The 21,585-nt window shown below is 66.5% G+C and carries 21 protein-coding genes; 16 read left to right on the top strand and 5 right to left on the bottom strand.

Annotated elements, in window-relative coordinates; all coding sequences use genetic code 11:
• The first annotated feature begins 13 nt into the window (after positions 1-13).
• Positions 14-517: a hypothetical protein gene (locus VJ162_RS04730; RefSeq protein WP_324662739.1), complete on the top strand. Its 504-nt coding sequence runs from the start codon at positions 14-16 to the stop codon at positions 515-517.
• Here VJ162_RS04730 and VJ162_RS04725 read toward each other — a convergent pair.
• Positions 483-914, bottom strand: coding sequence for an adenylyltransferase/cytidyltransferase family protein (locus tag VJ162_RS04725; protein WP_324662737.1), 432 nt, complete (start codon positions 912-914; stop codon positions 483-485). The two genes, VJ162_RS04730 and VJ162_RS04725, sit on opposite strands and share 35 nt — an antisense overlap.
• Positions 911-1,408 (bottom strand): Mov34/MPN/PAD-1 family protein, encoded by a 498-nt coding sequence (locus tag VJ162_RS04720; RefSeq protein WP_324662736.1) that lies wholly within the window; start codon positions 1,406-1,408, stop codon positions 911-913. The genes VJ162_RS04725 and VJ162_RS04720 overlap by 4 nt, the downstream gene beginning before the upstream one ends.
• Positions 1,409-1,714: 306 nt before the next feature.
• Here VJ162_RS04720 and VJ162_RS04715 point away from each other — a divergent pair, with 306 nt between their 5' ends.
• Positions 1,715-3,628, top strand: a complete 1,914-nt coding sequence (locus VJ162_RS04715) for a DHH family phosphoesterase (RefSeq protein WP_324662734.1) — start codon at positions 1,715-1,717, stop codon at positions 3,626-3,628.
• Between the two features lie 23 nt (positions 3,629-3,651).
• Here VJ162_RS04715 and VJ162_RS04710 read toward each other — a convergent pair whose 3' ends face one another.
• Positions 3,652-5,286, bottom strand: coding sequence for a phospholipase D-like domain-containing protein (locus VJ162_RS04710; protein WP_324662733.1), 1,635 nt, complete (start codon positions 5,284-5,286; stop codon positions 3,652-3,654).
• 37 nt (positions 5,287-5,323) lie between these two features.
• Positions 5,324-6,601, bottom strand: coding sequence for a HEAT repeat domain-containing protein (locus tag VJ162_RS04705; protein ID WP_324662732.1), 1,278 nt, complete (start codon positions 6,599-6,601; stop codon positions 5,324-5,326).
• Positions 6,602-6,902: 301 nt separating this feature from the next.
• Between VJ162_RS04705 and VJ162_RS04700 the strand changes: the two genes are divergently transcribed.
• From VJ162_RS04700 to VJ162_RS04635, 14 genes are all read left to right on the top strand, one after another.
• Complete coding sequence (locus tag VJ162_RS04700; protein ID WP_324662731.1) at positions 6,903-8,549, top strand: uracil-xanthine permease family protein; 1,647 nt, start codon at positions 6,903-6,905, stop codon at positions 8,547-8,549.
• A gap of 3 nt (positions 8,550-8,552) precedes the next feature.
• Complete coding sequence (locus VJ162_RS04695; protein WP_324662730.1) at positions 8,553-8,945, top strand: hypothetical protein; 393 nt, start codon at positions 8,553-8,555, stop codon at positions 8,943-8,945.
• Between the two features lie 49 nt (positions 8,946-8,994).
• Entirely contained in the window at positions 8,995-9,654 is a 660-nt protein-coding gene (locus VJ162_RS04690; protein WP_324662729.1) for an AIR carboxylase family protein, read from the top strand.
• Positions 9,655-9,800: 146 nt separating this feature from the next.
• Complete coding sequence (locus VJ162_RS04685) at positions 9,801-10,214, top strand: NADH-quinone oxidoreductase subunit A (RefSeq protein WP_324662727.1); 414 nt, start codon at positions 9,801-9,803, stop codon at positions 10,212-10,214.
• Complete coding sequence (locus VJ162_RS04680; RefSeq protein ID WP_324662726.1) at positions 10,207-10,899, top strand: NADH-quinone oxidoreductase subunit B; 693 nt, start codon at positions 10,207-10,209, stop codon at positions 10,897-10,899. The genes VJ162_RS04685 and VJ162_RS04680 overlap by 8 nt, the downstream gene beginning before the upstream one ends.
• Positions 10,896-12,572 (top strand): NADH-quinone oxidoreductase subunit D, encoded by a 1,677-nt coding sequence (locus tag VJ162_RS04675; RefSeq protein WP_324662725.1) that lies wholly within the window; start codon positions 10,896-10,898, stop codon positions 12,570-12,572. Before VJ162_RS04680 ends, VJ162_RS04675 begins: the two co-directional genes overlap by 4 nt.
• Positions 12,572-13,612, top strand: a complete 1,041-nt coding sequence (locus VJ162_RS04670; RefSeq protein ID WP_324662724.1) for a complex I subunit 1/NuoH family protein — start codon at positions 12,572-12,574, stop codon at positions 13,610-13,612. The genes VJ162_RS04675 and VJ162_RS04670 overlap by 1 nt, the downstream gene beginning before the upstream one ends.
• A 37-nt stretch (positions 13,613-13,649) precedes the next feature.
• Positions 13,650-14,111 carry a NuoI/complex I 23 kDa subunit family protein gene (locus VJ162_RS04665; protein WP_262178297.1) on the top strand — a complete coding sequence of 154 codons (462 nt, stop codon included), beginning with the start codon at positions 13,650-13,652 and terminating at the stop codon, positions 14,109-14,111.
• Between the two features lie 255 nt (positions 14,112-14,366).
• Positions 14,367-14,636, top strand: coding sequence for an NADH-quinone oxidoreductase subunit J (locus tag VJ162_RS04660; RefSeq protein WP_262178295.1), 270 nt, complete (start codon positions 14,367-14,369; stop codon positions 14,634-14,636).
• Complete coding sequence (locus VJ162_RS04655) at positions 14,633-15,055, top strand: proton-conducting membrane transporter (protein WP_324662723.1); 423 nt, start codon at positions 14,633-14,635, stop codon at positions 15,053-15,055. Before VJ162_RS04660 ends, VJ162_RS04655 begins: the two co-directional genes overlap by 4 nt.
• Positions 15,055-15,360, top strand: a complete 306-nt coding sequence (nuoK, locus tag VJ162_RS04650; RefSeq protein ID WP_324662722.1) for an NADH-quinone oxidoreductase subunit NuoK — start codon at positions 15,055-15,057, stop codon at positions 15,358-15,360. Before VJ162_RS04655 ends, nuoK begins: the two co-directional genes overlap by 1 nt.
• 3 nt (positions 15,361-15,363) lie before the next feature.
• Positions 15,364-17,469 carry an NADH-quinone oxidoreductase subunit L gene (nuoL, locus tag VJ162_RS04645; protein ID WP_324662721.1) on the top strand — a complete coding sequence of 702 codons (2,106 nt, stop codon included), beginning with the start codon at positions 15,364-15,366 and terminating at the stop codon, positions 17,467-17,469.
• On the top strand, positions 17,470-18,999 hold the full coding sequence (locus VJ162_RS04640) for a complex I subunit 4 family protein (RefSeq protein WP_324662720.1): 1,530 nt from the start codon (positions 17,470-17,472) through the stop codon (positions 18,997-18,999).
• On the top strand, positions 19,000-20,559 hold the full coding sequence (locus tag VJ162_RS04635) for an NADH-quinone oxidoreductase subunit N (protein WP_324662719.1): 1,560 nt from the start codon (positions 19,000-19,002) through the stop codon (positions 20,557-20,559).
• On the opposite strand, the gene VJ162_RS04630 is transcribed toward VJ162_RS04635, so the two are convergent.
• Complete coding sequence (locus VJ162_RS04630) at positions 20,551-21,501, bottom strand: MBL fold metallo-hydrolase (RefSeq protein WP_324662718.1); 951 nt, start codon at positions 21,499-21,501, stop codon at positions 20,551-20,553. The two genes, VJ162_RS04635 and VJ162_RS04630, sit on opposite strands and share 9 nt — an antisense overlap.
• Positions 21,502-21,585: the final 84 nt, after the last annotated feature.

Here is a 21,585-nt window from a genome sequence, read left to right as displayed (position 1 = left end):
CGGAGCGGTCGGTATGCCAAGCAGACGTGCGGTGCTTTCCGTCGTCGCCGGCTCGGCGCTTGCAGTTGCCGGCTGTGCCAGCTCCGGGGAAGCGACCGAGCGCGCTCTGGGACTGACGACCACCGGCGCCGAGGGCGTGCCGGGACAGGCAGTCGCCGTCGAGGTCGACGCTCGCGGGGTCGGTGTCGTCACGTACCGGATCGAGTCGCTCCCGGACAACTGGCAGGTCACGCGGGGGGACTTCAGCCCCCAGCCGACATCTATCCGGGAGCAGTACCCGCCCGAACTCGTCTGGGACCCGTCGGTCGGGTCGGTGGACGGCTCGTTTATCGTCTCGATTCCGGATAACGCCGAGTCCGGCGAATACTCGCTGCCGGTCGAAGCCAGAGCGCGCGCCTCGAACGAGACCACCGTTTCGACGGCGGTACTCACGGTCGGGGGACAGACGCCGACGGATACCCGTTCTACCGACAGACAGACCGCTACTCGCTCCGCTCGGACAGAATCCGGTCGATGATGCGGCCCGTCGAGAGCAGTCGGTCTGGGTCGTCGCGGTCCAGCGGACTCGCTCGCCGGATCTCGCAGTCGATGCCACGCTCTCCCAGCGCCGCCTGCAGTCGCTCCTCGTCGTGGTGCTGGTCGTACCCCAGCGCGATGACGTCCGGGTCGATGCGCTCTATCGGGACGAAGATGTCCTCGGGGTGGCCCAGGTGGGCCTCGTCGACGGGTTTCAGCGCCGCCACCATCTCCCGGCGCTGCTCGTCGGCGATTACGGGCGGCTCCTTGTGCGTGACGTTCTCCGAGCGGGCGATGATGACGTGTAGCTCCTCGCCCATCTCGGCGGCGTCCCGCAGATAGTGGACGTGTCCCGGGTGCAACAGGTCGAAGGTGCCCTGCGCGACGACGCGTGTCACGAGTCGAACTCCTCCTCCCGGAGCTCCCGGTCGATGTCGTGCTGGTCGAAGTCGAAGAACGCCTCCTCGGGCGGGTCGATGTCGAGGACGGGCAACTCGACCGGCTCGCCGTCGTTGTCGAAGGCCTGCCAGTCGCCGGGCCCGTACGGGTAGCCCACGATGATGTGGATGTCCCCGCGGCCAAACGTGGCCAGGTCGGCGTCGCTTGGCTGTAAGACCCCGTTTGGATGTGAGTGAATCGACCCCGCCGCGCGCATGTCGTTCGGTACCATGCTCGTCTTGACCGTCGCGCTCACGGGGTTGGATTCGGTTCCCGGAATGACCAGCACGTCCGTCAGGACGGTGCCGTCCCGGTCCAACCCGACCTTGCGGGCCTTATCGCCCCGCAGCAGTCCCATGTACTCGTTCGGATGCGTGTCCTCGGACGCGGCCCGCGCGAAGTCCAGTGCCGACTCGGCGATGCCAAGAATCTCGCCCGAGCGAAACAGCCCCATGGCGTATGCTGGGTCCGGACCGGTTCTAAGGGTTCCGCTCTAGGACTGGTTGGTTAACATGGTGAGAAGAGTCTCTCTCTGCACTCTGACCGCCAAAAAGGGGCGAACCGTTCGGCGACGGTGGGCGACCTAAGCACCGCAGCCGACTGGCGGGAGGCGAGGCGCGCAGCGAGCCCCCCGAGCCGAACGGTTCGGGGCTTTCTGGCGGTTGGAATCGGTAGCGTTCATCGATGCGGTGCTGTATACATATTCATCTAGCCAGCGATTTCGAAGAGTACAAACCGACGAGTGTCGAAGTGACGCCAAATGTCTTCGCCAACTGGCACCGACGACGGTGCCGAGGCTCCCGAGGGGGGAGCCATCGTCTACGATCTCGCCGCCGGCTGTACCGCTGACGACGTCGACGTGGGTTCGCGCTACCGAGCCACGGTCAACGGCGTCGTCGACTACGGGGTCTTCGTCGACCTCTCCGATGCTGTCTCCGGGCTGGTCCACGACTCGAACCTGCTGGGGAACTACGAGGAAGGCGACACGCTCGTCGTCGAACTGGGCGAGGTCCGCTCGGACGGCGACATGAGCTTCGAGGAGATTCAGGTGAGCGGTTACGACACCGAACACGTCCCCCACGGGACCGCCGCCACCGTCGACGAACTCGCCGACGCCACCGGCGACACCGTCGTCGTCGAGGGCCAGGTCGTCCAGATAAAACAGACCGGCGGACCCACGATATTCCAGGTCCGCGACGGCACCGGCGTCGTCCCCTGTGCGGCCTTCGAGGAGGCCGGCGTCCGGGCCCATTCGGACGTCGAAATCGACGATATCGTCCGCGTCTCGGGTCGCGCGGAGGAGCGCGACGGCGGCGTGCAGGTGGAAGTCGACGCGCTGGCGCGTCTCGACGGCGACGAGGCAGCCGACGTCGAAGCGTCCCTCGACGCGGCCCTCGAAGCGGCCGCCGAACCCGCCGATATCGACCCGCTCGTCGAGTGGCCCGCCTTCGAGAAGCTGTGGGATGACCTCCGACAGGTTGCCACCGAGCTCCGGAAGACGGTCCTGGAGGGACGCCCCATCCGGATGCGCCACCACGCCGACGGCGACGGGCTCTGTGCGAGTGTCCCCCTGCAGGTGGCGCTCGAACGGTTCATCGCGGACCACTACGAGGACGGCGACGCACCCCAGCACCTCCTCAAGCGGCTGCCGAGCAAGGCGCCGTACTACGAGATGGAGGACGTGACCCGGGACCTCAACTTCGCGCTGGAAGACCGGACCCGGCACGGCCAGAAGCTCCCTTTGGTCCTGATGCTTGACAACGGCTCCACCGAGGAAGACACCCCTGCGTATCGGAACCTCCGGCACTACGACATCCCCGTAGTCGTCGTCGACCACCACCACCCTGACCCGGAGGCCGTCGAGCCGCTCATCGCCGAACACGTCAACCCGTACCTCCACGACGAGGACTACCGCATCACCACCGGGATGATGTGTGTCGAGCTGGCGCGGATGATCGCCCCCGACCTCACCGAGGAGCTCCAGCACGTGCCTGCCGTCGCCGGCCTCTCGGACCGCTCGGAGGGCGAGGCGATGCCCGACTACCTCGCGCTGGCCAAACAGCAGGGCTACGACGAGCGTGACCTGCGCGATATCGGCGAAGCGCTCGACTACGCGACCCACTGGCTGCGCTACAGCGCCGGCGAGCAGCTCATCACCGACGTGCTCAACGTCGACTGCGACGACCGCGCCCGTCACGGCGAGCTCGTCGACCAGCTGGCCGAGAAAGCCCAGCGCGACGTAGACCAGCAACTCGACGCCGCGATGGAACACGTTGACCACGAGCGCCTGAACAACGGCGCACACCTCTACACCATCGACGTCGAGAACCACGCCTACCGCTTTACCTACCCCGCGCCGGGGAAGACGACCGGCGAGATTCACGACGCGAAGGTCGCCGAGACCGGCGACCCCGTCATCACTATCGGCTACGGCCCCGACTTCGCCGTCCTCCGGTCGGACGGCGTCCGGCTTGACATCCCCCGCTATGTCACCGAACTGACCGAGGAGGTCGACGGTGGCGGCATCTCGGGCGGTGGCCACCTCGTCGTCGGCTCTATCAAGTTCGTCAAGGGGATGCGCAGCGAGGTCGTCGACGCCCTGGTCGAGAAGATGGCCGAGGCGGAACTCGACGAGGAACTGGCGAGTTCGTCGGCCCTGCCCGACGACGTCTGATAGCCCGGACTTTTTCTCGGTCGCTACGACGCAAAGCGGACGCGCCGAGCGGCAAGCGCAGCGACCGCCAGCGCGCCGAGGACGGCGACGGCGATGCCAAGCGGCACCGACGGCCGCCCGCCGTTCCAGTCGCGTTCGAACACCCGCCCGAAGTAGTCCGCGACCGCCGTACCGTACAGGAGGAGTACTACCTCCCGGTTGGTCGTGGCGGCCTGTTCGTTCCAGTTGAGGCTCCCGACTATCACCCGGTCGCCGTCGAGTATGGCCCCCTTGGCGTGTATCTTCCCGTAGCGGTCGCCGGGGTCGGCCAGTTTCGCCGTCAGGGGCGAGCCGGTCCGGTCGGCCCACGCGTTGAACCGCTTGACTTTCCCTCGGTTCTCCTCGCGGGCGTACCACGCCGAACTCAGGAGGAGACGGACCTCGACGCCGCGTTTCGCGGCCCGCCGGAGCGCCCGCACAAGCGGCTCGTCCCAGCCGCCGACGGTCGGCTGCACCACGTCGATAGAGTCGTTCGCGGCGTCGAGTTCGGTGACGAGCGCGGGCTGGGCGTTGTCGGGTGTCACCAGCAGTTCGGTCCGCTTGACCGGGACGGTCGTCGCGTCGAACGTCGAGGGATAGCTGGTGTTGGCCGCCTCGCCGCGCTGGAACGACCGGCCCTCGCGGAAGTCGCCCCACGCCACCGCGTCGCGCCAGCCGGCGTCCGCGCGGAAGGTTTCGGTCAGTCCCGAGACGACCCGGGACTGGCTCGTCGCGACACCCCACCCGCGGCTGCTCTGTCCGCCCGTCCCCGCCGGCTTCCAGTTCTCGGTCATGACCACCGCTCGGTCGTCCGCGACGGCGTACTTCGCGTGGTGATAGCGGTACCGCGCCCGGGGGCCGGCGACGACGCGGACCTCGATACCCGCCTCGCGTAGGCGGTCGAGAGTCGTCGCCTCAGTGCGGGTCCGTCCGCCGACGGGCTCGCCCTCCAGCAGGACGCGCACCTCGGCCCCGCGTCGCTGGGCGGCGACCAGCGCGTCGGCGACGCGGGCCGAGGAGAGCGTGTAGCCGGCCAGATACACCCGGGACGTTGCGTTCCGTATCGGCGCGAGCGGCGCGCCCGGGGCGTCGGGGAGAGTGAAAGCCCGGGCCTCGCCGGGGCCGCCGGTGACGACGGGTCGGTCGGTCGCGCCGAGCGGGTGCCAGCGAATCGTCGACCCCGCGATAACGCCCAGTTCACCCTCTTCGGTGTCGCTGTAGCGGACGCGTGCCACGGTACTGCCGTTTCGCTTGAGCCGGACGCTGTCGCCCCCGTTGGCCAGCGCCGGGGCGCTGTCCAGCCCGACGACCGGGTAGTCGGTGAGATTCCTGACGCTCTCGGGGGCGTCGGTCACGGCGACCCGACCGCCCGCCGTCCGGTTCGGCAGGGCGGCCGTCGTGTCGCCGTCGGTGACGGCGTAGTGGCCCAGCGCGGTCCCGTTTGGCAGCGCGAGCACGACGAACTCGCCGCGGTCGCCGCCCCGGACCGGGTCCGGGTAGATGGCGTGGATGGCCGGCCGGTCGCGTGGCCGGTCCACCGACTCCGGCGCGGCGTCGGCCGCCGGTAGCTGGCCGGCGAACCCGGCGGTGACGGTGGTACAGAGTACGAGCGAGACGACGAGCAGACGCCGGAATCGCATCGGCGGGGCTGGCCCCGCCTTCGTACAAAAGAGTTCGCTACGCGCCGGCGGCCTTCTCGGCTTCGGACTGGACGAGATACGCGCGGTCGTCGGTGTACTTCGCGGCCTCGGCCAGCGCGTTCTCGGTCCCTATCTGGCGCAGCGCCCAGGCGGCGGAGGCCCGGACCTCGTCGCTGTCGTCGGTCTCCAGTATGTCCGCGAGCGGCTCGACGGCGCGGGTGTCACCGAGCAGCCCCAGCGTCCGGGCCGCGACCGAGCGGACCTCGTCGCTGTCGGCGGCCAGCCGGTTCGCGACGGGCTGGACGGATTCGGGGCTCCCGATGGCGCCCAGCGCGCGCAGCGTTACCTTCTGGAGCGCGGGGTCGCCATCGCCCTCGATGAACTCGTGGAGAGTCTCGCAGGCGCGGTCGTCGCCGATCTTCCCGAGCACCTTGATCGGGCCCTTGTTGCGTTTCTGGGCGAGCTCGTGCATCTTCTCGAAGGCCGGCTCCGCGTCGCTGCCGAGGTGATAGAAGATGTCGAGGAAGTACTCCTCCATGAAATCGGAGCCCAGCTTGTCGAACGCGTAGAGGACGAGGTCGAGGTTCCCCGCTTTGGCGTGGAGCTTCGCCGCGTTCCACTCCGGCGGGAAGTCCTTGCGGTTCTCGTTTGTCAGGATGTCGTAGAACCCCTTCGCGTCGAGTTGTTCCTGGACGGTGAGGTCGCTCCAGACCTCCGCCGATTCGAGGTCCGATTCCAGCGTCTCGGCGGCCGAAAGCAGGTCCGCGATAGTGTCTTCGTCCGCGTCGGCGTCGAGACCGGCCTCGGAGACGGCACCGGCCACCGAGCCGACCGCGTCGGCGGCCACACTCAGGTCGTCCCCGACGTCGACGTCGCGGTCGAGATAGTCGGCGACCTCCGCGAGGAACGTTTCGACGGCGGCGAGGGCGTCTTCCTCGCCGTCGTCAGTCCACTCGCTGTCGGTCAGCGTCGTCCGTGCGTCTTCGAGAACCCCGACGACGTCCTCGGCGTAGGGCCCCCGCTGTGCTTCGAGGTCGTCCCGGAGGTCGGAGAGCCGGGACTCGATTGCCTCGGCGGGGTCCTCCGCCTCTTCGTCGTCTTCGTCGGGCTCCGGGAGCGCTTCCAGGTCGCTCTCGACGCTGTCGAGGCGCTCTTCGACGCCGTCGAGGGCAGCCTCCGTCTCGGCTGCCTCCAGTTCCGCTTCGGCCTCGTCGAGGCGGTCCTGTAGGTCCTCGGCGGTGACCGTCGTGTCAGGCACGTCGCTTGTTTCCTCGTCGGCGGTGTCGTCCGCCGGCTCGTCGTCCCCGTTGCTCATGTACGCAGGTGTGTGTGTCCGGGCTAAGAGCGTTTTCCTTTCCGGTCCGGTGTCCTCGTCGCTCCGGACGCGTGACGGGCTCCGGCGCCGGCCAGCTTCCGGCCGAGTCTCGCCGTTCCGCTCGAACCCGGGACGCTGTCGTCGGTGCGTGGCACTCCTCGTCCCTCCACGCTCCGGGGCCGCTATCCGGACCGACGAAAACGTCTGTCAAGTGAACTGTCGTACCGGTGAAGAACTGGCGAATGTCGCGCCAACAGGCAAGTGATTTGTGGCGTCGTGGCTACCCCCATCGTAGTTAGGAATGAGTCCCGACGATTCGGACGACTTCGAGAACGCGGAGAGCGATTTCACGCCGGAAGGGTCGGATGGCCCGGGCGACCCCTCAGCCGCCGGGTTCGTGGAGTACGGCATCGAGGACAGACCGCCGAGAGGCGAATCGATTCTGCTCGGCGTGCAACACTATCTGACGATGATCGGCGCCTCCGTCGCGATTCCGCTGGGGCTTGCGGGCGCGATGGGGATGTTCGAGGCGGCGCCGGGACAGGTCGGGCGCCTCATCGGCACGTTCTTCGTCGTCTCGGGCATCGCGACGCTGGCCCAGACGACTATCGGGAACCGCTACCCCATCGTCCAGGGCGGGACGTTCTCGATGCTCGCTCCGGGACTGGCCATCATCGGGGTGCTGGCTCAGCAAGGGGCCGACTGGCAGACGATGCTCGTCGAGTTACAGGGGGCGGTCATCGTCGCCGGTATCGTCGAGCTGGCCATCGGCTACACCGGCGTGATGGGGAAGCTCAAGCGGTACATGGGCCCGGTCGTCATCGCGCCCGTCATCGCGCTTATCGGGCTCGCGCTGTTCAACGTCCCCCAGATCGCGAACCCGAACTTCGAGGCGCCCGGGACCGGGCAGAACTGGTGGCTGCTCGGCCTGACGATGCTCTCGATCGTCGTCTTCTCGCAGTATCTCGACCGGCGCCACCGGGCGTTCAAACTGTTCCCGGTCCTGCTGGGCATCTCGTTCGCGTGGGGTGTCGCCGCAGTCCTCTCCGTGACGGGCGTCTTCGCCGAGGGGTCGGTGAGCTACGTCGCCCTCGGGAGCGTCACGAGCGCGCCCTTGGTCCAGCCCATTTACCCGTTCCAGTGGGGCCTGCCGCAGTTCACGCCCGGGTTCATCGTCGGCATGATGGCGGGGATGCTCGCCTCGGTCGTCGAGAGCTTCGGGGACTACCACTCCGTCGCCCGCATCGCCGGGAAGGGCGCCCCGAGCGCGAAGCGCATCGACCACGGCATCGGGATGGAAGGAGTCGGCAACGTCTTCGCCGGCATCATGGGCACCGGTAACGGCTGTACCTCCTACACCGAGAACGTCGGCGCCATCGCCATCACGGGCGTCGCCTCCCGCTATGTCGTCCAGATCGGGGCCGCGGTGATGATTCTCGTCGGCTACTTCGGCCCGATGGGGGAGCTGTTTGCGACCATCCCCGCGCCCATCATCGGCGGTCTCTACATGGTCATGTTCGGACAGATAGCCGCCGTCGGCCTCTCGCAGCTGAAGTACGTCGACCTCGACGCCAACCGCAACGTCTTCATCGTCGGCTTCGCGCTGTTTGCCGGCCTCGCCGTCCCCGAGTACATGAGCCAGGTCGGACAGGGGCTTGAGGCAAGCGGCTCGGCGGCGCTCCAGCAGGGCCTCGCCGGTGTGCCGGTTCTGGGTGTCGTGCTCGGCACCGACGTCGTGGCGACGACCCTGTTCGTCGTCGGCGGTACCGGGATGGTCGTCGGGGGTATCGTGGCCTTCGTCCTCGACAACACCATCCCCGGCACCCGCGAGGAACGCGGCCTCAGCGCGTGGGCGGCGCTGACCGAGGACGACGACGAGTTCGTCTCCTCCTTTGACCGCCTGCGCGGTCGCGGCGGGGACCGACCGCCGACCTCCGGCGACGACTGACGGATGCCGGACGACCGCGAGACAGTGTACGACGGCGCGTTGCGACGCGGTGGCCGGATCACCGTCACCGACGACCGGGTGCTGGTCGACCGCCCCGACGACGAGTCGGTGACGGTCCCCGTGACGGGCATCGTCGACGTGACGCTGCAGGACATCGACTGGTTTCTGGTCGTGATGAGCCTCGGCCTCGTCGGGTTCGGCCTCGCCTCCATCGGCCGCAGTCTCCCCCTCGCGGCCGGCTTCGTCGTCGCCGGGCTCGCCAGTACCGCCTTCACCTACCGCAAGCGCGGAGCACTCAGAATCAGCGTCGCCGGCGAGACGCGCCCGATACGGTGTTTCCCGGCCGACGCGACGGCGTGTTACGACGCGCTCGAAGCGGTGCTGAGTGAGCCCTGACGGGGCCGAACCGCCTACACTTACACCCCCGCAGGTCGGACACTCGGCCATGACAGCGGACAGCGTCCAGTCGATAATCGACCAGCTCCACGAGGAAGCCGAGATGGACCTCCCGGACGACGAGACGCCCGAGGTGGGCATCGTCATGGGGTCGGACTCGGACCTGCCGACGATGGCGGGCGGGAACGGGAAACGCCCGGGCGCATACGAGGCGCTGGCGACGGAACTCGGGTTCGTCGAACAGACCGACTACACCGACGCGCCCGACGCCCGATTTACCTTCGAGACGTTCGTCTGTTCGGCCCACCGGACGCCGGACCTGATGTACGCCTACGCGGAGACGGCCGAAGCGCGCGGTGTCGACGTCATCATCGCCGGCGCGGGCGGGAAGTCGGCCGACCTCCCCAACATGACTGCGAGCATCGCCTACCCGCTGCCGGTCATCGGCGTCCCGGTCCAGGAGAAGTCCGTCGACAGCGTCATCGGGATGCCACAGGGCGCGCCCATCACCGCCGTCGACGCCGGGAAGTCGTTCAACGCGGCGCTGACTGCCGCCCAGATTCTTTCCCGGGAACACGACGAACTCCGGGACCGCCTCGTCGACTACCACGAGGGGCTACAGGCGGGAGTCGGCGAGGTCTCCCGGGACCTCCACGAACTCGGGACGCCGGGCTTCAAAGACCGGTACTGGGACGACGACGACGAATAACGGTACCGCCTCACCACTGCGGTCCCGATATCCGGCTGTCGCATCGCTGACGGAACGCTCCCCAGACGCCCGAATTCCGGCGCCGTGGTGGTTATCAACCCTTATATGCGAGTACTCCTAACCGTCGCACGATAGGAGATTCCGGAATGAGTAATCCATGGATTGCCATCGGTGCGCTCGCCGTCGTCGCTCTCGCGATACCCATCGCAATGATGGTCGTCTCGAGCCTGCTGCGACCGAGCGTACCCGAGCAAGGCAAAACCGCCACCTACGAGTCCGGTGAGGTCCCGACTGGCAGCAGCCAGAAGATCAAGTTCAATATCCAGTACTACATGGTCGCGCTGCTGTTTGTCGTCTTCGACATCGAGACCGTCCTCATCTTCCCGTGGACGGTCATCTACCGCGACGCCGTCGGCGCGGTCGGGATGCCGAAGATACTCCTGCCGATGGTCGGGTTCATCGGTATCCTCGCCGTCGGACTCGGCTGGGCATGGCGCAACGGCGCGGTCAAGTGGGTGCGCAGTCCGCGCGCCACAAAGGGGGCAGACACGTATGAGTAGTGACCAGACACCACCGGCAGTGCAGGACGTATCGACCCAAGAGGCCCGGATGGGCGAGGGTGCAGACGACCGGTTCAACTCGAAGCTGCGTGAGGCGTTCGGTTCGACGCCGTTCATCCTCACAAAGTTCGACAAGTTCATGAACTGGGTCCGGGGCTCCTCGATGTTCATGCTGCAGTTCGGTATCGCCTGCTGTAGCATCGAGATGATCCACACCTACGCGATCAAACACGACCTGGACCGCTTCCACGCGGGGGTCCCGCGCGCCTCCCCGCGCCAGGCGGACGTGATCATCGTCCCGGGGACTATCGTCTCGAAGTTCGCCCCGCGGATGAAGCGTGTCTACGACCAGATGCCCGAGCCCAAGTTCGTGGTCTCGATGGGGTCGTGTACTATCTCCGGGGGGCCGTTCCAGGAGGGGTACAACGTCATCAAGGGCGCCGAAGAGGTCATTCCGGTCGACATCCACGTGCCGGGTTGTCCGCCGCGCCCGGAGGCTCTCATCTACGGCGTCGCCAAGCTCCAGGAGCGAATCGCCAACGGCGAGTCGTCGCCGGTGACGGTCAAGCCCTACGAGCTCGAACAGTTCGGCGACCTAGAGCGGGACGAACTCGTCCAGCATCTCGCCGACGAGATAGACGAAGACGACCTCGTGATGCGGTACAACTGGGACGATTCGCCATGAGTTTAGAGAAACCCTCCACACCGACCGAAATCGGCGTCACCGAGGACGGACTAGACTATGACGCGCTCGCGGAGCTGCTCGGCGGGCACGTGCTGGAGCGCGAACAGCACGTCAACGCCGAGGGGTTCGTCATCCGTCCCGACGAGGTGCAAGAAGTCCTCTCGACGCTGAAAGAGGAGGCCGGCTTCGACCACTGCGCCTGTGTCACCGCACAGGAGTACGACGACCGGTACGAATCGATCTACCACCTTCGGAAGTACAACGACCCGACACAGGAGCTGTCGGTCATCGTCCCCTCGCCGAAGGACGATCCGCACAACGAGTCGGGCGCTCGCGTCTACGACACCGCCGACTGGCACGAGCGGGAGGCCTATGACCTGGTCGGCATCGACTACGACGACCACCCGGACCTGCGTCGCATCCTCCTGCCCGAGACCTGGCAGGGCCACCCGCTGAGCCAGGACTACAACCAGGACCAGCCACAGATCGTCTCGCTGAGCGAACACGCGAACCCGCTTGAGGACGACAAGCGAAGCGAGGACGACCCGGACACGATGTTCGTCAACATCGGGCCCCACCATCCGGCCACCCACGGCGTGCTCCACGTCGAGACGGTGCTGGACGGCGAGGAGATCGTCGACCTCGAACCCGACATCGGCTACCTCCACCGCTGTGAGGAGCAGATGTGCCAGCAGGGCACCTACCGCCACCAGATAATGCCCTACCCGGACCGCTGGGACTACATCTCGGCCGGGATTCTCAACGAGTGGGCGTACGCGCGCGCCGCGGAGGACCTCGCAGACATCGAGGTGCCCGAGTACGCACAGGTCATCCGGACGATGTCGGCGGAGATGTGCCGGATCGCCTCGCACATGCTCGCGCTGTCGACGTTCGCCCTGGACGTGTTCGGTGACTTCACCGCTACCTTCCAGTACGGTATCCGCGACCGCGAGATCGTCCAGAACCTGCTGGAGGACCTGACCGGCCAGCGCCTGATGTTCAACTATCTGCGCCTTGGCGGAGTCGCGTGGGACCTCCCCGAGCCCCGCGAGGAGTACTTCGAGAAGATCCGTGACTTCCTCGATGACCTCCCGCACAAGCTCGAAGAGGTACACGACCTCGTCACCGGCAACGAGATATTCCAGATGCGGTGTGTTGATACCGGCGTCCTCTCGCCCGAGCAGGTCAAACAGTACGGCGCTACCGGTCCCGTGGCGCGCGGTTCGGGCGTCGACTACGACATCCGGCGAGACGACCCCTACGGCTACTACGACGAACTCGACTGGAACGTCGTCACCGAGGACGGCTGTGACAACTTCAGCCGCGTCCTCGTGCGCCTTCGCGAGGTCGAGGAGTCCGCCCGTATCATCGAGCAGTGTGTCGACCTGCTGGAGCAGTGGCCCGAAGACGACCGCGAGATTCAGGCCAACGTCCCGCGGACGCTCCGCCCCGAGCCCGACAAGGAGATCTACCGCTCCGTCGAGGGTGCCAAAGGCGAACTCGGCATCTACATCCGCTCGGACGGGACGGACAAACCCGCCCGGTTCAAGATCCGCAGCCCGTGTTTCTCGAACCTGCAGACGCTGCCGGAGATGTCCCAGGGCGAGTACATCCCCGACATGATCGCCTCGCTCGGTAGCCTCGACATCGTGCTGGGGGAGGTGGACCGGTAATGCAGTCCGCTCCGCTGCCGGAGACGCTCGCCGATCTCGCTGGCCTCGACCCGAACAGCACGCCGGTGATGATCGTGATGAGCCTGATCGGCGGGGCCCTGATCGGGACGATAATGATGACGAACACGGCGCTTGCCGGCCCGTGGGCAAAGCGGAAGATCACCGCCGCGTTCACCGACCGGATCGCCGTCAACCGCATCGGCCCGTTCGGCCTGGGTACGATCGTTGTCGACGCGGTCCGGCTCCTCTCGAAGGAGCTCATCGTTCCCGAGGGCGTCGACCGCCCGGCCTGGGACCTCGCGCCGCTGCTCATCGCTAGCTCGGCGCTGCTCGGTTTCGCCGTCATCCCGATGGGCAACGGGCTCCATTTGGCCGACCCCGAAGTCGGGCTCGCCTACGTGTTCGCGACGGCCTCGATGGCCTCTATTGGCCTCGTGATGGCCGGCTACGCCTCGAACAACAAGTACTCGTTCCTCGGCGGGCTGCGCGCCGTCGCACAGAACCTGGCCTACGAGATCCCCCTGATTCTGACGGGGGCCTCCGTCGTCATCTTTGCCGGCTCACTCCAGATGAGCGAGATCGTCGCGGCCCAGAGCGCGACGCTCATCGGCCCGATTCCGTCGTGGTACGCCTTCGTCAACCCCTTCGCCTTCGTCCTGTTCATGATAGCGAACCTGGCGGAGGTCGGTCGCAACCCCTTCGACATCCCGGAGGCGCCGACCGAAATCGTCGCGGGCTACCAGACCGAGTACTCCTCGGTGTACTTCGTGCTCATCTACCTGGGCGAGTTCATCCACATCTTCCTCGGTGGCGCCATCATCGCCACCATCTTCTTGGGCGGGCCGGCCGGACCGGTGCTGCCGGGCATCGTCTGGTTCCTGATCAAGATCTGGGCCGTCTTCTTTTTCACCCAGTGGGCCCGCTCGGCCATCCCGCGTGTGCGTATCGACCAGCTCATCGAAATCGGCTGGAAAGGGATGCTCGTGCTCTCGCTCGCGAACCTGCTGTTGACCGCGGCCATCGTCGGGGTGGTCGTCTGATGACTCCCGTACCCGCTACCGCTGGAGGCAGTTACCAATGATTGGCATCATGAAATCCATGGCGACGACGATGAAACACGCCCTCGATGGGGAGACGTTCACGGTGGAGTATCCCGAAGTCGCCCCCGAGGTGAGCCCCCGCTTCCGCGGCGTCCACAAGTTCAGCCAGGAGCGGTGTATCTGGTGTCGGCAGTGTGAGAACGTCTGTCCGAACAACACCATCCAGATCGTCCAGGACGACCAGCGCAACGGCGAGCAGTACAACCTCCACATCGGGCAGTGTATCTACTGCCGGCTCTGTGAGGAAGTCTGTCCCGTCGACGCCATCCTGCTGACCCAGAACTTCGAGTTCACCGCGGACACGAAAGACGAGTTCGCCTACGATAAAGAGCAACTCAAGAACGTGCCGTGGTACAAAGACATCGACCCGCTGGAGTCCCGAGAGCCGGACCGAGGTGCCTGGATCGGCGAGGGCGACGGCGAAGTCGACTATCAGTAACGCGGAATCGGTTTTTCGGTCACGTCTTTCGGCCGGCGTACGTCGACTGCCCGTCAGTGGGCGTTCCGTTCCGGAGAAACGATTCTCCGACTGCCAGACGTACGCGCGACGACACGGGACTGCAGTTACTGTCTGTGAAGTAATTATCACCCATCGATAGCCACGTTTCCGGCAAACGGTGCGGTTTCACGCGCTCGCTCGCGCGAGACGAAAGAGGAATCTTCAAAGGGCCGCCGCCAAGACTCTCCAAGTAAGATGGCACTGTACGAGTCAATCGCGTTCGCGCTGTTCGCTCTGGTGACGGTGGGCAGTGCGGCCGGCGTCGTGTTAGTCCGGGACGTCTGGCACTCGGCGCTGTTACTGGGCGTCTCGTTGGTCAGCGTCGCCGTGTTCTACGTGTTGAACCAAGCGGCGTTCGTCGCAACGATGCAAATCCTCGTGTACGTGGGCGGCGTCCTCATCCTCATCACGTTCGCCGTGATGCTGACCCGTGAGGACGAGTCCGTCGTCGAGGTGACGCCATGACGAACCGACCGCGTCTCAACACCGAGGGGAGCCTGGTGGCCGGACTCGCCGCCGTCGGGCTGTTCGTCGTCCTCGGCGGCGTGTTCCTGACCGCCTCTTTCCCCGTCCCGACGGGGTTTCCCGACGGCGCGGCGATAACGAAGAGCCTGGGTGCGGCGATGTTCGACATCGCACCCGGACAGCTGATGGGCGAGGGGGAGGCGGCCGTCCCGGCTGAGGGCTTCCTCGTCGCGTTTCTCCTGATCGGCGTCCTCCTGGACGCCGCACTGGACGGTGCGGTGATGCTCGCAAAGCGCGAGGAGGACGGCGAAAACGTCGGTCTGGGCTCCGGGACGGACGCCCCCGAGGACGCCGTCGCGGCCGACGGTGGCCCACAGACCGACGGCGGCGCCTCGTCGGCCGACGGGGGTGAGAACTGATGGCGGTTCCGGCCCAGTACTACCTGCTGCTCTCGGCCGCGATATTCTGTATCGGCCTCTTCGGCGTGTTGACGCGGCGCAACGCGCTCATCTTCCTGATGTCGATCGAGCTAATGTTGAACGCGGCGAACATCAACTTCGTCGCGTTCTCGCTCCAGCACGGCAACCTCACCGGACAGGTCTTTGCCCTGTTCGGGATGGCCATCGCGGCCGCCGAGGTCGCCGTCGGTATCGGCATCATCCTCGTCCTGTACCGCAACTTCAGTGACGTGGACGTGACCAAAGCGACGACGATGAGGTGGTAACCGATGGCTGCATTCACATACGCTCCGGCGATTGTCCTGCTCCCGTTCGTATCGTTCCTGGTCGCCCTGTTCCTGGGCGACCGGATGCCGAAAGGCGGCGCCCTCGCCGGTATCGGGGCGACCGGGCTCTCGCTCGCGCTTTCCATCTGGGTCGCGCTCGACGTGGCCGGGTTCGTCGGGTCGACGACGGCCTACAACGAGTTCATCTACACGTGGGTCGCCGGCGTGGGCTCTATCTCGCTGCGCTTTGGCCTGTTGCTCGACCCGCTGTCGGCGCTCATGCTGCTCATCGTCACCCTCATCGCTTTCCTGGTCCACGTCTTCTCGCTGGGCTATATGAACGATGAGGGCGAGACCGGTCTGCCGCGTTACTACGCCGGCCTCGGTCTCTTCACGGCGAGTATGCTCGGCTTCGTCGTGGCCAACAACCTGCTGATGGCCTTCATGTTCTTCGAGCTGGTGGGGCTGTGTTCCTACCTGCTGATCGGGTTCTGGTTCCGCGAGGACGGCCCGCCAAGCGCCGCGAAGAAGGCGTTCCTGGTCACCCGCTTCGGTGACTACTTCTTCCTCATCGGCGTCGTGGGTATCATCGCGACGTTCGGGACGGGTCTGTTCGCGCCCATCCGCGAGGGCGGGGAAGTCGTCGCCGAGAGCTTCCCGGCGCTGGCCGAGGAGGCGGTAGTCAACGGCGCGACCGAACACATCGCCATGCTCGACACCGTTGGCATGGGTCCCCAGGCCTGGTTCACGGTGCTGGGACTGCTCGTGCTGGGCGGGGTCATCGGGAAGTCCGCGCAGTTCCCGCTGCACACGTGGCTCCCCGACGCGATGGAGGGCCCGACGCCGGTCTCGGCGCTCATCCACGCCGCGACGATGGTCGCGGCCGGTGTCTATCTGGTCGCGCGGATGTACGGCTTCTACGCCATCTCCCCGACGGCGCTCGCGGTCATCGCCCTGGTCGGCGGCTTCACCGCCCTCTTTGCGGCGACGATGGGCGTCGTCAAACAGGAGATAAAACAGGTGCTCGCGTACTCCACCATCTCCCAGTACGGCTACATGATGCTCGCGCTGGGGTCGGGCGGCTACGTCGCCGCCGTCTTCCACCTGACGACCCACGCCGTGTTCAAGGCGCTCCTGTTCCTGGGCGCGGGGTCGGTCATCATCGCCATGCACCACAACGAGAACATGTGGGACATGGGCGGCCTGAAAGACCGGATGCCGGTGACCTACTGGACGTTCCTCTCGGGGTCGCTGGCACTGGCCGGCATCGTCCCCTTCGCGGGCTTCTGGTCCAAAGACGAGGTGCTCTACGAGGCGCTAATCCACGGCCTGGGCAGCTCGGGCGGGCTCGGGCCGGTCTACCTCCTCGCGTACGCGATGGGGCTGCTTGCCGTCTTCATGACCGGCTTCTACACCTTCCGCATGGTGTATCTCACCTTCCACGGCGAACCGCGGACCGACATCGCCCGTGACCCACACGAGGTGGGCTGGAACGTCAAGGGACCGCTCTCGGTCCTCGGCGTGCTCGCGGCGACGGTCGGGCTCATCAACATGAAACCGGTCGCCGAGCTCACCGGCGCCCACATCGACTTCCTGCACGCGTGGCTCCACGGCCCCGACAGCGGCGGCTGGCCCGCCCAGCTCGGGACCGGGCTGGTCCGCTACGAGGAGCTGCTCCACGACGTGGCCGGCGTCTCGGCGGGCGAGCCGCTCGGTGCCATCGGGACGCTGCTGGCCTCGGCGGCCCTCTCGCTCGCGCTGGCACTGGCCGGCCTGCTCGTCGCCCGCTCGCTGTACAGCGGGCCCGAGCCGGTCGAACACACGGACAAGCTGGGTGGTGCAAAGACCATACTCATGCACAACTACTATCAGGACGAGTATCAGGTGTGGCTCGCGACCGGACTCACGTACCCGGTCGCCCGCGCGATGGACAAGTTCGACCAGGGCGTCGTCGACGGCGTCGTCAACGGCGTCTCCAGCGTGAGCCTCTTCGGCGGGAGCCGGATTCGGCGCATCCAGTCGGGCGTCGTCAGCAACTACGCGACGCTGCTGACGCTGGGGCTCGTGCTCTTGCTCGTCGTCTTCGGCGTCGCCGGGGGGTGGTTCTGAATGCTGGTCGAGACCCTCCTGCTGGTGACGCTGCTCGGTGCCGGCATCGTCATGCTGGCGCCGGACCGCTACGCCGGGAAGCTCGCGGCCGGCATCAGCGTCATCCCGGTCGCGCTGACGACCTACATGTACTACGTGTTCCTGACCGACTACAACGGCGCCGGGAACGCCCTGCTCTCGCCCGGTGAGGTCGCCTTCGGGACGCAGGTCCCGTGGCTCAACCTGGGCGAGTACACCGTCCAGTACTACGTCGGGCTCGACGGCATCAGCATGCCGCTGCTGGCGCTGACGACCATCCTGACCACGCTGGCCATCGTCTCGGCGTGGACGCCCATCGACGAGCGCCAGTCCCAGTTCTACGGGCTGATGTTACTGATGGAAGTGAGCCTCATCGGCGTCTTCACGGCGCTGGATTTCTTCCTCTGGTTCGTCTTTTGGGAGGGCGTGCTCATCCCGATGTACTTCCTCATCGGCGTCTGGGGCGGCCCGCGCCGGAAGTACGCCGCGATCAAGTTCTTCGTCTACACGAACGTCGCCTCGCTGGTGATGTTCGCGGGGCTCTTTGCCCTCGTGTTCGCGACGGACCTGACGACGCTGTCCCTGCCCGCGATGGCGACGACGTTCCGGGCGGCGACCGGGCTGCCGACCATCGCCGGCTACAGTCTGGCGACGATATCGTTCGTCCTGATGTTCGTCGGCTTCGCGGTGAAGGTGCCCGTCTTCCCGCTGCACACGTGGCTGCCTGACGCCCACGTCGAGGCGCCGACGCCGGTGTCGGTGATGCTTGCCGGCGTCCTCCTGAAAATGGGGACCTACGCGCTGCTTCGGTTCAACTTCACGATGCTGGAGGCCACCGCTCGACAGCTCGCCGTCCCGCTTGCCATCGTCGGCGTCGTCTCGGTCATCTACGGCGCGATGCTGGCACTGGCTCAGCGTGACCTCAAACGTATCGTCGCGTACTCCTCGATCTCGTCGATGGGCTATGTCATCCTGGGGCTGGTGGCTTTCACCCCGCTCGGGATGGGCGGTGCGACCTTCCAGATGGTCGCCCACGGCCTCATCTCCGGGCTGATGTTCATGACCGTCGGCGTCATCTACAACACGACTCACACGCGCATGGTCGGCGACATGTCCGGGCTCGCAGACCGGATGCCCTGGACGGTCGGCATCTTCGTCGCCGCCGCGTTCGGCTACATGGGGCTGCCGCTGATGGCCGGCTTCGCCGCCGAGTTCTTCATCTTCCAGGGCGCGTTCGACGCCGCGACGCTGGGCGCGAGCGCCCCGGTACTGACCTCGCTGGCGATGTTCGGCATCGTCATCGTCGCCGGCTACCTGCTGTGGGCGATGCAGCGGACCCTCTTTGGCGGCTTCAAGCTGGAGACCGACTACGAGGTCGGTCGCGCGGCGTTCCACGACGTGGCGCCGCTTGCGGTCTTGCTCTTGCTCGTCATCGCGCTGGGTGTCGCTCCCGACCTCTCGCTGGACATGATACAACACGCTATCGCCCCGCTCACTGGAGGTGGTGCATAGATGGTCGACCCGACGTGGCTGGCCACCGCGCCCGCACTCGCGTTCGGCGCCGCCGCGCTCGTGCTGTTGCTCGCAGACAGCGTCGACCCCGATACGACGAACACGACGGTGCTGGGCGGTATCGCCGTCGCCGGCTCGCTCGGCTCGCTGGCCGCGGCAGTGTACCTGATCTACGACGGTGTCGGTATCCCGACCGGACAGGGCGGGACCGGCGCGGCCGTCCTCTTTGGCGGCCAGCTGGTCGTCGACCAGATGGCGCTGTTCTTCATGATCATCGTCGCGAGTGTCACCGCGCTGGTGACGCTTGCCAGTATGGACTACGTGCGCGAACACGCCTACCAGGCGGAGTTTTACTCCCTGGTCCTGCTGTCGGCGACTGGGATGAGCCTGCTCTCGACCGCCAACAGCCTGGCGACGGCCTTTGTCGCCTTCGAGCTCGTCTCCCTGCCTTCCTACACCCTCGTGGCCTTCTTGAAAAAGAACCGAGGGAGCGTCGAGGCGGGCCTGAAATACTTCCTGATAGGGGCGGTCTCCTCGGCGGTGTTCGCCTACGGCATCTCGCTTGTGTACGCTGCGACCGGCGTCATGCGCTTTGACGCCGTTGCGACGGCAATCGAGTCCGGGACCATCCAGACCGTCGTCGACGGGAGCGTCGAGGCCGGGGCGAGTGGCGCTTCGGTGCCCATGTCCATCCTTGGGGTCGGTATCGTGATGATTATCGGCGGCCTCGCGTTCAAGATGGCCGCCGTCCCGTTCCAGTTCTGGGCGCCCGAAGCCTACGAGGGCGCGCCCGCACCCATCTCGGCGTTCCTCTCCTCGGCTTCGAAGGCCGCCGGGTTCGTGCTTGCCTTCCGCGTCTTCGCCGTGGCCTTCCCCATCGGTGCGCTGGTCGAGACCGGCGGCGCAGTCGACTGGTTCGTCGTCTTCCAGGTGCTCGCCATCGCGACGATGTTCGTCGGGAACTTCGCCGCGGCGACCCAGGAGACGGTCAAGCGGATGCTTGCCTACTCCAGTGTCGGCCACGCCGGCTACGTCCTCATCGGGCTGGCCGCCCTCACCGCAACCGGTGACGGCATGGCGCTCTCGATGAGCGCCGGGATGGCCCACCTCATGGTCTATGGCTTCATGAACACCGGCGCGTTCCTCTTTATCGCCCTGGCGGAGTACTGGGGCGTGGGTCGACGCTTCGAGGACTACAACGGCCTTGGCAAGGAAGCACCGGTCGCCTGTGCGGCGATGACTGTCTTCCTCTTTAGCCTGGCCGGCCTGCCAATCGGCGGCGGGTTCTTCTCGAAGTTCTACCTGTTCCAGGCGACGCTGAACGTCAGTGCGTGGTCGCTTGCGGCCGCGCTGGTCATCAACAGCGCGCTGTCGCTGTTCTACTACTCCCGGGTCGTCAAGGCGATGTGGATCGAAGAGCCCACGGGCGAGCGCTCTATCGAGTCCTACCCGACTGGGCTGTACACCGCCATCGTCGCCGCGGCGGTCATCACGGTGCTCCTGATTCCCGGGTTCGGCTACATCTCGGAGATCGCCTTCCGCGCCGTCGAGCTACTGTAGCTCGTAGACGAACACGCCGCCGCTCTCGCGTTTTTCGACCCGGCCGCGCGCTTCGAGTACGTCTAGGTGTCCGACGGCCTCGCTCATCCCCGCGAAGTACTCCGTGGCGGGGAGGTCGCCAAAGAGCGCCGTCATGACGTCGACCGGTGTCGTCGTGCCCTCGCTCACGATGTCGGCCACCTCGTCGCTTCGCTGGTCGTGAGCCTCCAGTGTGGCGTCGATGCGTTCCCGTGGCGACTCGACCGGCTCTCGGTGGCCCGTCAGGAAACGGTCGTGGCCCTGCTCGCGGAGCCACTGCAGCGACTCGTTGAACGCCGGCAGGACGCGGGGGCGTTCGCCCCCGTCCTCGGGCGGGGGCTGAAGGAAGGGGTTGGGCGTGATATCGCCCAGGACCGTATCGCCGACGAGGGCCTCTCGTCGCCCCTCGTGGTCATAAGAGAAGATACACTCACCGACGGCGTGGCCGGCGACGCTGTCGACGGTCAGCGGTTCGTCGTCGACCGTGATGGTGTCGCCCGTATCGAGTCGTCGGTCGGTCTCGACGCTCTGTGCGTAGGGCAGAAACGCTTCGGGGAGCTGTGTGACTGCCTCCGCGGTCTCTTTGGAGATACCACACCGTTCGAAAAAGTCCGTGAAGTAGGCCTGCTCGTAGCGCAGGCGGGCACCGAAATCGCGCATGATGGCGGCGCCCGCCGAACTGGCCAGCACTCGTGCGCCCGCATCCCGAAACCGATGTGCCAGCCCGAAGTGGTCCGGGTGGGGATGGGTGACGACCACCTGCGAGATGTCGCCCGGTGCGAGGTCGCGAGCCTCCAGGGCCTCCAGTAGCCGCGACCACGCCTCCTCGCTGTCCGGCCCTGGGTCGACGATGGTCCGGCCCGCGAGGTAGGCGTTGACCGCCCCAATCTGGAACGGCGTCGGAACCGATATCCGTGTGAACATACGCCGTGCTATCGGGCGGTCGGTGAAAACAGTTCGTACACCGGTGACGGTCACGTAAGCCGTTTACCCGGCGGTCACACGCGG

This window comes from Haloarcula sediminis (assembly GCF_035656455.1).
Lineage (GTDB): Archaea > Halobacteriota > Halobacteria > Halobacteriales > Haloarculaceae > Haloarcula > Haloarcula sediminis.
Note: the sequence above shows the minus strand (reverse complement) of the source record. Positions and strands in the feature narration are given on the sequence as shown.